The organism is Caldibacillus sp. 210928-DFI.2.18 (assembly GCF_020554505.1).
Taxonomy (GTDB): domain Bacteria; phylum Bacillota; class Bacilli; order Bacillales; family Caldibacillaceae; genus Caldifermentibacillus; species Caldifermentibacillus hisashii.
Map to the genome: position 1 here is coordinate 1 of NZ_JAJCHL010000088.1, position 12,803 is coordinate 12,803.

Genomic DNA, 12,803 nt, shown 5'->3' on the forward strand with positions numbered 1-12,803 from the left:
AAATAAGCGTTTCGGGAGCTTTTTGAGCTCTACAAGTGTCAAACTCAAGATTATACTATAGTTATGAATTTATGAACATTATTTTTTTCATGAATGATTCGATAAAATTGCACCGAGTAAATATTGACTGTGTCATGTTGTGGGTGTATCATTGTAAGTAGTTTCAATAACTACTTATCATTACAGGGAGATGTTATTTTGGAAAAATATATTCGTGAACCAATCAATAGTTTAACGCATTTGGTCGGGATTTTTTTATCAATTGCTGCGCTTGTTCTTATGATTGTTAAGGTAGTGACAACTTCCGGGTCGGCTACAAGTTTGACAGCTGTCATCGTTTTTGGCATTAGCTTAATTTTATTATATACAGCTTCAACAACGTATCATTGGGTCATTTCTAACAATAAAGTGATTTCCTTTTTGCGAAAAATTGACCATTCCATGATTTTTGTATTAATTGCCGGAACTTATACACCACTTTGTTTAATTAGCTTAAAGGGAACGCTTGGTTGGACAATGTTTGGAATTATAACCGGACTCGGAATTGCCGGGGTTGTGTTTAAAATGGTATGGTTTAACTGTCCCAGGTGGTTATCAACAGCGATTTATATCGGGATGGGTTGGATTGCCATTTTTGCAATTTCTCCACTAGCAAAATCAATTCATATTGGTGGCGTTCTTTTCTTAATTTTAGGCGGGGTCATTTACACAATCGGCGGAATTATATACGGAGCCAAGCCAAAATTTTTAACCTTTAAACATATGGGCTTTCATGAAATCTTTCATCTGTTCATTTTGCTTGGAAGTCTTATGCATTTCTTATGCGTATACGAATTTGTGTTATAATAGTTTATCGGAATTTAGGAGCAGGTCCCTCATTTCATTAGGGTTTTGCTTCCTTTTTGAAGGAGTGTATAAAATTGGCAGAACATCATTTTCATTTGCAGGCACATTGGCCGGGGTTAAGGAATGACGTTGGTGATATTGCTGTCGGGAATTTGGTGACCAAAATCTCCATCCCGCCGGAAATGGATGGACCGGGTGTCGGAACAAATCCGGATGAAATGCTTTTGGGTGCTGCGGCAACTTGCTATATCATTACCCTTGCTGCCATGATGCAAAGAAGTCATTTGGATAAAAAAGATTTATTGATGGAATCAGAAGGAATTGTGGATGTGACGAATGGTGTATTTACATATAAAAAAATCATTCATCGGCCAACAATTATCTTAAAAGAAGATGCAACTTTCGAGGATGAAAAATTAGCTCAACGATTAGCGGAAAAAGCAGAAAAATCATGCATGATCAGTAGAGCTATTCAAGGAAATGTCGAACTCGAATTGCAAGTGACAATTAAAAAAGGATAAATGAAGTGTGTACATCCATGGCTGCTCGAACAACCATGGATGTTTTTTATCCGGTCACCATCTGACTTTTTAAAAAGACACTGATGTAGTACATGTATCAATTCAATTTTATTTCTTCAAAAGCATGGGACCTTCTGATTACAGATGTCATTGTCGATTTCTAGCTTTCATTTTTTAAGTAAATGTTTAACCGAATATACCGGGTGATACAGAAGCATCCACGGGCCGGAATAGCGCATGACGGCCTTTATTTTTTGGCGATAAACCGGTTTGTAACAATGGACTTTGCAATTGGAACAAGCTGATTTTTCCTCTCCAAACCGGCAATAAGATAATCGTTTATGTGCATAATGTAACAAATCTTGACAGTCATCACATAATTCATTTTGGTGATGTTTTTTTCTACAGTAGATTTCGATCATTTTCTGCACTGTTTCTTTTTCCTCTTGAATTTTTGGACCATCATTCAGTTTCCTCATATGAGTCCCCTCCTTATGAAACGTCCTACGCATTTGATCTACCCATAGTTCGTACAATAGAAAAATTAAAAACAACCTCTGTAATTTTAGGTTACCACAAAGGAACTCCCCGTCAGAATCTCTTTTTTGAAAAGTTGCTAACAATTACCTTAAGAGCCCAAACAACTTCAGCATTGGAAACTTTGGTTTACGCCGACCTATTTGGCAGAACCATCTTTATGCCAATAGAAGTTTTCAAATACTAGGTTTCTATTAATCCTATAGTGCAAGTTTTTTGGAAGGCAAAATAGAGAACAATCATTTTCGTTTTTAAAATAATTTTGGACGTGTCAGGCACCTGTTAAAAATGATCTGAATTTGTCTGATTTTAGGGTAGATTTAGGTCTTTTGGATAATTGACCTTTTTCTCCTCCTGTATATCATAGCAAAATATGTCTAATATTAAGACATTTATGTAACATTTGACCTATTCTGAATTATCTATTGATATTTTAAAAAAAAATGATACTATTAAACTACTTTCCTGATTTAACAGAGGTAAAAAGTCGGGAATATAAGGGGGTGTTGTCAAATAAGGGATAAAGTCGTTGAAAAACTTTCATTCACTAAGGAAAAAGGGGGAAGGAGTATTGAACAGGAAAGGTTTTAAAAAATTACTTAGCAGTTTACTAATCTTTATACTTATTTTCACACTGTTTCAACCGGCATTTTCCCATGCTCAAACAAACACGAACATCCAATCTAGTAAACAAGTAAACAGTGATGAAAGAATCTCACAATTAAAAAATATCATCAATCAACAAAAAGAGCTTTTAAAGAAAGATCCATATTTAGCTTCATCCTTAAAAACGGCAAAAAGTGACGGTAAAGTTAAAGTTATTGTTCAGCTTTCCGAAGAACCTGTCGCACTTGCAAAAGGAAAGCAAACAGTAAAGGGTAAATCTTTCTCTCAAAAACAGGCAAGTACTGTTAAAAACAAAGTACTAAATCAACAAGCAAGATTTGAGAAACAATTGAAAGCAGAAAAGATTAATTATAAAAAAGGCTTTACATACCATCAAGCTTTTAATGGGATGTCACTTACCGTAAATAAAAGCGAATTACAGAAGCTGTTAAAGTTAAATGGGGTTGTAAGCATACACCCGGATGAAGAAGTTCATGCATTGGAAGTAAAAAAAGATGATACGGTAAAAGCAGCAATGATGGACAGTAATCCACACCTTAAGATCCCGGAAATTTGGAAGATGGGATATGAAGGTCAAGGCGTAAAAGTTGCTGTTCTTGATACAGGAATTGATTACAACCATCCGGAATTGAAAGACGTTTATAAAGGTGGCCATAATTTTATCATTCATGGGAGTAATTATGCTCGTGATCGTGCAGAAGATGATCCCTATGAAACAACACCGGAAGATAGACCAGATAATATGCCAGAGTTCGATGAAGACGGACATGCTTTTTACACTTCCCATGGAACACATGTAGCAGGCATCATTGCTGCACAAGGAAATAATAAATATAACATTAAAGGAGTTGCACCAAAAGTTGATTTGTATGCTTATCGTGTACTCGGTGCATATGGCAGCGGTTCAACATCAGGAATAATTGCCGGTATTGACAAAGCAGTTGAAGAAAATATGGATATAATCAATCTATCTTTAGGTGGCGGTAGTAATAGCCAAACCGCTCCAGATGCAATTGCTATTAACAACGCGACATTAGCAGGTGTCACTGCAGTCGTTGCAACCGGAAACAGCGGTCCTGGTCGTAGTACGATTGGCAACCCAGCATCTGCTGCACTGGCAATTTCTGTAGGAAACTCGACATTGCCAGAAGAAACATACCAAGCAACACTCACTGTTGAGGCGGGAGATTTTCGCGATGAATACAAGGCAAGTTTAATGGGCTGGACATTTGGAAAAGATCCATCCGAAACATTAACAGGTGAATACGACGTCGTAGCTGTTCCCGGCTTTGGGACGGAATCAGACTACGAAGGTCTTGATGTAAAAGGAAAAATTGCCCTCGTATCACGCGGAGAAATTCCTTTTGTCGATAAAATTGCGGCAGCTAAAAATCATGGTGCAGCGGGTCTCCTGGTTCATAATAATGTTGGTGAAGCACCATCAGGTATTTTACTTGGTAATTCATTTGCCTTTATTCCTACCTTTGACATTTCAACAAAAGATGGGAACGCATTTAGAAAAGCAATTGAGGCAACAGCCAATAAAACAGGAAAAGTAACCGTTAGCGGATATGAAAAAGGCACAACTGAAGGGGATAAAATCAATGATTCCAGTTCACGCGGGCCATCTACACCAACGTTTGACATTAAACCAGATGTCTCGGCACCTGGAACAAATATTATGTCATCTGTTCCGGCCTATGGAAAAGATTACCCTGATGCTGATTACTCTGAAGCCTATGATCGTTTTACCGGGACAAGCATGGCTACACCACAGGTTGCAGGTATAGCAGCATTACTTTTATCAAAAAATCCTGATTGGACACCATTTGATGTAAAAGTAGCAATATCGAATACAGCAAAACAATTAGATACTAAATTATATGATGTATTTGCTCAAGGTCCGGGACGTGCTCAACCGCTTGAAGCCATGAATGCAGAAGCTCTTGCCTATGCACTCGATACAACATCCTTTGAAGAAAAAACAATTGAATATGAAAAAGGAACGGTGACATTTGGTAAAGTTGCACCAGATCCTGAAAGTGAGAAAAAAATCACCAAACAAATTGAAGTTAGAGACTTGGTAGATAAATCCAGTAATTTTGATGTCAGTGTGGAAGTGACTAAAGCAGCTACAGGTGAAATGGCAGATGCTCGTGTAACCGTAGATAAATCATCGTTTACTTTAAATGGAACGGAAACACTAAATGTAACATTGACTATTCCTGCCGGGGAGGAATCGCCAGATAATGAAATCCTTGGATACATTCATTTGACAAATGGTACGACTAAGTTAATCTTACCATTCGCTGCCGCTTTCTCAACAGCAGGTCCAGCCGGGTTATCATATTACCAACTTCTGGATAATGCAATCTCACCAAATGGGGATGGTAAATATGAAGAAACCGCTCTCCAATTCGGTTTGTTAGGTGACGAAGAATTGATGTCCCTTGAATTATGGGATGCTCAAAATCCGAGTGGCGGACCGTTTGGCGATGGCTATTTAGGCTATTTTGCATTCCAGCCATTACCAGCCGGGGATTGGAAACTCAAAATTGATGGAACATACTTTGATTGGGAAACGGGAGAAAAAACCGAAATACCGGAAGGCGTATACACGGTTGATTATAATTCATGGGATCTTGCAAACGAAACGATTACTTTCCTTGCAGATGACGGTCCATTATTTGTGAAAACATCAACACCGGAAATCGAATTTAATAAGACGGAAGAAATCAAAGGATCGGAATACGAGCTTACAGGTTCCATTAACGATAAATTTATTGATTTCAAGTCCGCTGTAGAGGAAGCTTTTGGTATCCCATATGATGTCAATGAGAAATTAACCGTCACTTATCGTGTTACGGATAAAGATGGAAATGATGTGGGAAGTGGTCCTGTTACGCTAAAACAAGATGGGTCATTTGCGATTTCCTTAACTAAACTTCCAGCAGGCGAAAATACAGTAACACTACATGTAGAAGATATTGTTGCAAACGCTAGTGACAAGGAAGTAAAACTAAACGTTGAGGGCGAGCAAAAAGATGTTCACATTACATTAACACCGTCAACGACTGAACCAACAGAAGGGCCGGTTACAGTAAAAGTCGACACAGATAGTACATCTCCGCTAGTTTCTATGAAATGGTTACAAGGAGAAAAAACAGTAGAAGACTTTGCCAATGCCGGAAATGACATTGACCTTGAAAAGAGTGAATTCAATGTAACAGAAAACGGCACCTACACTGTCTATGTGAAAAATAGTGAGAATGTAGAAGCTGTTCAAACCATTACAGTGGAAAACATTAAAAAACCAGCTGAGAATTTTGCAATTACATTAACACCTTCAACAACTGAACCAACAGAAGGGCCGGTTACTATTTCTGTTAACACAGACAGTAAAGCAGATCTTGTGGCACTTAAATGGTTACAAGGGGAAAAGACAGCGGAAGATTTTGCTAATGCCGGATATGCTATCGACCTAGACAAGAAAACCTTTGATGTAAGTGAAAATGGTATCTACACGGTTTATGCAAAAAATAGTGAAAACGCGGAAGTTGTCCAAACGATAAAAATTGAAAATATCACAAAACCAGCTGATGAATTTACCGTTACACTAACACCTTCAACAGTTGAACCGACGGAAGGGCCGGTTACGGTAAAAATTGAAACGAACAGTGAAGCAGATCTTGTTTCCATGAAGTGGTTGGAAGGCAAGAAGGCAACGGAAGACTTTGCCAATGCCGGAAACGAAATTAATCTTGAAGAAAGCAGCTTTTCTGTAACTACAAACGGTGTCTATACCGTTTATGTAAAAAATAGTAAAGGTGTGGAAGTAGTTCAAACCATTGAAATTAACAATATTGTCGTTCCTGCGGTAAGTATTGCGTTAACACCTTCTACAACGGAAGAAACAGAGGGACCGGTATCTATTAAAGTTGATGCAGACAGTACTTCGGCGCTTGTCGAATTAAAATGGTTAGAAGGCAAACAAAATGTGGACGCTTTTCATAATGCCGGAAATCCAATCGACCTTGAAGCGAAACAATTCGATGTAACTGAAAATGGAACGTACACTGTTTATGCAAAAAACAGTGGTGGTGCAGAAGCAGTACAAACTATTACGATTGATAATATTAAAGTTGTGGAAAAAGAAGAGATCGTTATTACAACACCATCTATTGCAAATGGTGTAGCAACAATTTCGGATGATGATATTGATAGAGTGAAAAATGGCGGAACCTTCATTATTGAACTTGGTAAAGCAGATAAAGTACGCGTATTCCTAACAGCAGATCAAATTAAAACACTAAAAGAAAAACAAGTATCTTTGATTATCCGGAATAACGCTGTCGAAATCCAAATCCCATCGAATAATTTAGCGGATGGTGAGGATATTTCTATTGACGTACGAAAAGTAGACGATGTAGCCAGTGCAGATCAAGCGGTTAGTGGCGTTTACGACTTTACCATTTATGCCGGTGATAAGGTAGTGAGTGATTTTGGTGAGCCAATTATCCTCGTGTTTACTGTCGATAAGGACAAAGTTAAAAGCACAGACAAGCTAAACGTATATTACTACAACGAAGAAAAGAAAAAATGGGAGCTTATACCAAATGCGGTGCATAAAGACAGCAAAGTTTCCGTTGGGATAAATCATTTTAGTACATTCGCAGTATTTGCAAAAGATCCGAATAAGCAAGATTCTGTTCCACCAACAAATCCTGGCGGGCAAGATCCTGTTCCAGAACCAAATCCTAGTGGACAAGAAGATCCTAAGGGACCTAGTCCAAAAGATGCTGGCGATAAAAACCAAAGTATTTATGATGGTTCCAACCAAAACAGTGGAAAGAATGGCGGAGAATTGCCAAATACAGCGACACCATACAATAATTATTTTATCATTGGTTTTGTACTCGTTATGATTGGTGTAGCTGCTGTCTATTTCCAATACAGAAGAAAAAGAAAAACAATGATGTAATTCAACAAATCAAATAGGGGTGTTTATAGAAGAACCCCCCACTCTTAAAGAAAACTCGGCATATGCCGAGTTTTCTTTATTTTCCCTCAACAACGCCCCTTTTTATTAAAAAGAATGTTATATTTTCTTACATACAATTTCAAAAACATATTGACAATTCAAATCGATGATATTAAAATGTGTATTATAAACATTATGTTATGTTTTCTAACATAATAATGTAATAAAAATTATACAAGGAGGAGAAATATAAATGGATGAAATGTATTTAATGAACAGTTTGTGGACCATGGTTAGTGCAATTTTAGTTATTTTTATGATTGCTGGATTCATATTACTGGAAGCCGGGTCAACTCGAATGAAGAACGCGGGACATATTGCCGGTAAAACCATTTTCACTTTTGGTTTAGCATCCATTGTTTTCTGGGCTGTCGGCTATGCATTTATTTTTGGCGATAACGCAAACTTTTTTGTTGGTATGAGTGATTTCTTTTATAATGGTGCGTTAGCCGAGGACGGGGGCTTGGCTGACACGGTATTTTTCGTATTTCAATTAGCATTCGCCGGTATTTCCATCACCATTGCTCTTGGCGGTTTTGCTGAACGGGCTAAATTTTCCGCTTATGTTGTCTTTACGATTCTTTTTGGCATACTTGTCTATCCGGTTATCGCCCACTGGATTTGGGGCGGCGGTTGGTTAGCGGAACACGGGAAACAAGACTTCGCTGGTTCTACCGTCGTTCACTTGACCGGTGCTATGGCGGCCCTTGCAGCTACGATTCTTTTAAAACCACGGATTGGCAAATATAATAAAGACGGCTCTGCCAATAATATTGCCGGGCATAACCAAGTTTATACCGCTTTAGCTGTCCTTATCCTTTGGGTTGGCTGGTTTGGATTTAACGCAGGTAGTACGGTTTCTGTCGACGGGGCATTTTTCGGATTTGTTGCCTTAAATACGAATTTGGCGGCAGGTGCCGGTGCTGTTGCAGCTACATTCATTTCATGGCTGGTACTTGGAAAACCTGATGTCCCAACGCTTTTAAACGGTGCATTGGCCGGTTTAGTTGCCATTACCGCATCCTGCGCCTTTGTTGAACCATGGGCAGCAGTTGTCATCGGGTTCATTGCCGGCGTACTAGTTTTCTATAGTGCTAGATTTTTTGAAAAGAGAAAAATTGATGACCCGATTTTCGCACTATCGGTTCATGGAACTGCCGGTGTGTGGGGAACCTTATCAACCGGATTTTTCGCTACAGAAGAACTGGCAACGGTTGGTCAGGCCGGATTGTTTTACGGTGGCGGACTCCATCAGTTGGGCGTTCAAGCATTAGGCGTTGTTACTTCGGGTTTATATGCATTTATCATTTCTTTTGTCATCCTATTCGTTATGAAAAAATTAGTCGGTATCCGCGTATCAGAAGAAGAGGAAATCATGGGTCTCGATATAAGCGAACATGGAAGCTATGGCTATCCAGAACAAATGTCAGCTAATTCAACTTCGAAAATAAGTTCCTGATATAATGGGAATAAGAGGAGAAGACTTCTTCCCCTCCTCTTTTGATTATGAATGTGAAAAGGATGATCACATATGACTGACCATTCTTATAGAAAGATCCAGGAGTGGAAAGATCAACATATCCGAGAATCTATGACGGATACACGCAGCTTAAATGATTTTCATGATACGGTTATGAAAAAAACTTTTGAAGCGGCGGTACAAAAAATAGATAAAGGTCAGCCGCCGTGCAAATTTTCTTGGTTTATTACAGGCAGTGGCGGTCGCTTGGAACAGGGGGTAACAAGCGACCAGGACCACGGTCTTATTTATGAAATTGAAAATAAAGAAAACCATGATTATTTTTTTACACTCGGAAAAGAACTTTCGGACGGATTGAACGCAGTCGGTTATCCGTACTGTACCGGCAATATCATGAGTTCCAATCCCCTCTGGTGTAAATCGTTTGATAGTTGGAAAAAACAATTATACTCATGGATGGAGGAAAAAAGTTGGGAGACGATCCGGTATTTACAAATCTTTTATGATGCCCGAAATATCGTTGGTACTAACCAAATGATCCACCGGTTAAAAGATTTGATTTTTCAATATCAAAAAGACGATCGAGCATTAATTGTTCGATTTGCTGAAAATGTCAAGCATACGAAAAAAGGTGTCGGACCGATGGGGAATATTTTAATTGAAGAAAAAGGGGAACATCATGGATCAATAAATATTAAATACACTGCATTCCTTCCCTATGTTAACAGTATTCGTCTTTTAGCCATCAAGGAAGGACTATACGAAACTTCGACTTGTGATCGAATGGACAGACTAATGGAGAACATGGTATTGGCACGATTATTGCACGGAAAAAAGGAACATTTTGAAGCTTTACTGCAACTTCGCCTTTTATCAATAAAAGAAGACACTTATGAAGACTCCCATTATTTAAACACTCGGAACTTATCAAACCGTCAAAAAGCGTTATTAAAGCAGATTATAAAAGAGGGGCAAAAACTGCATAAACAGACGATTAATCTAGTAAAGAAAGGTGTTCAAAATGGCATTTGAACCGTTTATCGAATTCTTTCGGGGCATCCAACATAAATTCTCCACAGGTACATCGCCGGAAAGACCCATTGTACAAAATAAAGAACAAATGGCCTACATGAGACAATTGCAGAGGGAAATCAAACAGAAAGATGTTTTGCATATCCCGTTCAATCGATTAGATTTAGTCGTTTTTGATATAGAAACAACGGGGTTTTATCCGTATCAGGGAGATGAAATGATATCCATTGGCGCTGTAAAAATTATTCACGGAGAAATTCGGGAAGAGGAAACCTTTTATTCCCTTGTTCATACAGAAAAAGAAATATCTCCAGAAATTGAAACTTTGACTGGAATTAATAATGACCAATTGTTGAATGCACCAACCCTCCCCGGAGTCATCGATCAATTTTTACATTTCAGCAAAGACCTCCCGCTTGTTGCCCATCATGCAGTACATGAGAAATCCTTCCTGCAAAATATTTTTTGGAAATTATACCGAAAACCACTGCAACTACGGATAATTGACACTTCTTTTTTATATCGGATAGCAGAACCGGATCTGAATTTAGTAAAATTGGAGGATCTCTGTGACCATAATGGGATTCCGGTCATCAATCGCCATCATGCACTCGGTGATGCCCTTTTAGCCGCCAAACTCTGGACGGTTTATATTGAAAAAGTAAAAGACAAAGGTATAGATTCATTGAAGGATGTGTACGAGCGGATATAGTTGGAATGGTCTCTCGTCCCAGACCCGAGTTCCCGCCCGAAACTCCGGCATATTAGCAGAAGCAAAAAAAGGGATGTGTTCAAATCCATTTATGAACCATCCCTCAAATTGTAAAATCTAAATATTTTGCTTTAATGTCCGTTTTAAAAATTCCCGTGTCCGCTCTTGTGTCGGATGATTGAAAATTTGCTCCGGTGTTCCCTCCTCGGCAATGACACCCTTATCCATAAAAACAACACGATCGGATACTTCGCGGGCAAATTCCATTTCGTGCGTGACTACCAGCATCGTTAATCCGCTCTCCGCCAATTCTTTCATAACCTTCAATACTTCACCGACCATTTCCGGATCCAAAGCCGACGTAGGTTCATCAAAGAGCATGACATCCGGTTCCATACAGAGCGCCCGAGCAATTGCAACCCGCTGCTTTTGCCCCCCAGACAGATGTTTTGGTTTTGCGTGAATGTATTGATCCATGCCAACGACTTTCAAATATTTCATGGCTAACTTCTGTGCTTCTTCCTTGGAACGTTTCAACACTTTCACCTGACCGACCATACAGTTATTCAACACATCATGGTTATTAAACAAGTTAAACTGTTGGAAAACCATCCCTAATTTTGTTCGATATTGATTGACATTATGTTTATCATCCAAAATATTTTCACCTTTATAAATAATTTCTCCGCCGGTTGGTTTTTCCAAAAGATTAATACAACGAAGTAATGTGGATTTTCCTGAACCGGAAGAACCAATAATACTGACAACTTCCCCCTTTTTTACGGAAAAATTAATATCTTTCAAAACTTCATGAGTTCCAAATGATTTACTTAAATGTCGAACAGTAATCATCGTTTCCATTCGTTACCCCCCTTTCATTAATGATTAGACGGAATTTTCGGTGTATCAACCTGCATTTGGTTTCCAGCTAAGTTGTAATTTTCCGGACCTTCTAATTTTCGTTCTAAATAGCGCAAAATCCGGGTCACCGTAAAGGTCATAATTAAATAAATAACAGAAGCAATAAAGAAGGATTCAAAGTATTTGAAGTTGTTTCCGGCAATCGATTTGGTTGCAAAAAACAGTTCCGAAACAGAGATGACATTCAAAACCGAGGTATCTTTAATATTGATTACAAATTCATTCCCGGTGGCAGGTAAAATATTCCGTAACACCTGGGGCAAAACGATATTGGTCATCGTTTGCAGGTGATTCATACCAATGGCGTGGGCGGCCTCAAATTGTCCTTTATCAATCGATAAAATCCCGCCACGGACAATTTCCGACATATATGCCCCCGTATTAATGGAAACGATAAAAAATGCCGCAAGTAATCGGTCCATATCGATTCCAAACGCTATGGCCATACCGTAATAAATAACCATTGCCTGCACAATCATTGGCGTACCACGGAAAATTTCAATATAAATGGATAAAATCGCATTTATGAACTTCAATAAAGCCCGTTTCATTCCTTTTTCCGGAATCGGAATCGTGCGGATCACACCGATAATTAATCCGATCATTGCACCGATAATTGTACCGATCAATGCAATTAAGAGCGTAATTCCGGCCCCTCTAATAAACATTGGCCAATTTTCTGTAAAAATCTTTATTATCCAATCGAAGCTCATATCGATCCTCCTAAAATTTAGAATTTTTAACGCTTCAAAGGTATAAAGCCACAGAAACTTCTGTGGCTTCCTTTCTCTTTTGTTTGATCCCACTTTAAACGGCGAGGCGAGACGCCCATCTCAAGATTTCCCGAGTTTACAAAAAAGATCGGTGGGGACGGACTGCCTGCTTGTGCCCGATTGGTTCAACTAACCATCAGTGGGGTGAAGAACCCCACTGATGGAAGTTTCACTTTATCCCGCACAAACGGGCTGTAAAACTCCCACCTTAAAGTTTACAAAATCAAGAACAGTACTGGTGTATGTAACAGCCCGTAAGTGCCCGATTGGTTCAACTAACCATCAGTGGGGTGAAGAACCCCACTGATGGAAG

Annotated in this window: 9 protein-coding genes; 6 read left to right on the forward strand and 3 right to left on the reverse strand. The window is 38.8% G+C overall.

Going from position 1 to position 12,803, the window contains the following annotated elements; translation table 11 throughout:
- Window positions 1-198: 198 nt before the first annotated feature.
- Window positions 199-846, forward strand: coding sequence for a PAQR family membrane homeostasis protein TrhA (trhA, locus tag LIZ98_RS14635; RefSeq protein WP_041847296.1), 648 nt, complete (start codon window positions 199-201; stop codon window positions 844-846).
- Window positions 847-920: 74 nt separating this feature from the next.
- On the forward strand, window positions 921-1,367 hold the full coding sequence (locus tag LIZ98_RS14640) for an OsmC family protein (protein WP_034768282.1): 447 nt from the start codon (window positions 921-923) through the stop codon (window positions 1,365-1,367).
- Window positions 1,368-1,534: 167 nt separating this feature from the next.
- Here the strand turns inward: LIZ98_RS14640 and LIZ98_RS14645 are convergent, their stop codons facing one another.
- Window positions 1,535-1,846, reverse strand: coding sequence for a nitrous oxide-stimulated promoter family protein (locus LIZ98_RS14645; RefSeq protein WP_034768279.1), 312 nt, complete (start codon window positions 1,844-1,846; stop codon window positions 1,535-1,537).
- 629 nt (window positions 1,847-2,475) lie between these two features.
- Between LIZ98_RS14645 and LIZ98_RS18065 the strand changes: the two genes are divergently transcribed.
- From LIZ98_RS18065 to LIZ98_RS14675, 4 genes are all read left to right on the forward strand, one after another.
- Window positions 2,476-7,512, forward strand: coding sequence for a S8 family serine peptidase (locus LIZ98_RS18065; RefSeq protein ID WP_304502983.1), 5,037 nt, complete (start codon window positions 2,476-2,478; stop codon window positions 7,510-7,512).
- Window positions 7,513-7,765: 253 nt separating this feature from the next.
- Window positions 7,766-9,031 carry an ammonium transporter gene (locus LIZ98_RS14665; protein WP_095141444.1) on the forward strand — a complete coding sequence of 422 codons (1,266 nt, stop codon included), beginning with the start codon at window positions 7,766-7,768 and terminating at the stop codon, window positions 9,029-9,031.
- Between the two features lie 72 nt (window positions 9,032-9,103).
- Window positions 9,104-10,084: a DUF294 nucleotidyltransferase-like domain-containing protein gene (locus tag LIZ98_RS14670; protein WP_216408004.1), complete on the forward strand. Its 981-nt coding sequence runs from the start codon at window positions 9,104-9,106 to the stop codon at window positions 10,082-10,084.
- Window positions 10,074-10,796, forward strand: coding sequence for an exonuclease domain-containing protein (locus LIZ98_RS14675; protein WP_227140066.1), 723 nt, complete (start codon window positions 10,074-10,076; stop codon window positions 10,794-10,796). The genes LIZ98_RS14670 and LIZ98_RS14675 overlap by 11 nt, the downstream gene beginning before the upstream one ends.
- A 117-nt stretch (window positions 10,797-10,913) precedes the next feature.
- Here the strand turns inward: LIZ98_RS14675 and LIZ98_RS14680 are convergent, their stop codons facing one another.
- Window positions 10,914-11,657 carry an amino acid ABC transporter ATP-binding protein gene (locus LIZ98_RS14680; protein ID WP_304502984.1) on the reverse strand — a complete coding sequence of 248 codons (744 nt, stop codon included), beginning with the start codon at window positions 11,655-11,657 and terminating at the stop codon, window positions 10,914-10,916.
- Window positions 11,658-11,674: 17 nt separating this feature from the next.
- On the reverse strand, window positions 11,675-12,430 hold the full coding sequence (locus LIZ98_RS14685) for an amino acid ABC transporter permease (protein WP_227092642.1): 756 nt from the start codon (window positions 12,428-12,430) through the stop codon (window positions 11,675-11,677).
- Between the last annotated feature and the right edge of the window lie 373 nt (window positions 12,431-12,803).

What these genes read in the sequence shown, in the direction of transcription:
- LIZ98_RS14670 (WP_216408004.1), top strand. Translation starts at nt 9,104, where the DNA reads ATGACTGACCATTCTTATAGAAAGATCCAGGAGTGGAAAGATCAACAT.
- LIZ98_RS14680 (WP_304502984.1), bottom strand. Translation starts at nt 11,657, where the DNA reads ATGGAAACGATGATTACTGTTCGACATTTAAGTAAATCATTTGGAACT.
- LIZ98_RS14665 (WP_095141444.1), top strand. Translation starts at nt 7,766, where the DNA reads ATGGATGAAATGTATTTAATGAACAGTTTGTGGACCATGGTTAGTGCA.
- LIZ98_RS14685 (WP_227092642.1), bottom strand. Translation starts at nt 12,430, where the DNA reads ATGAGCTTCGATTGGATAATAAAGATTTTTACAGAAAATTGGCCAATG.
- LIZ98_RS14645 (WP_034768279.1), bottom strand. Translation starts at nt 1,846, where the DNA reads ATGAGGAAACTGAATGATGGTCCAAAAATTCAAGAGGAAAAAGAAACA.
- LIZ98_RS14675 (WP_227140066.1), top strand. Translation starts at nt 10,074, where the DNA reads ATGGCATTTGAACCGTTTATCGAATTCTTTCGGGGCATCCAACATAAA.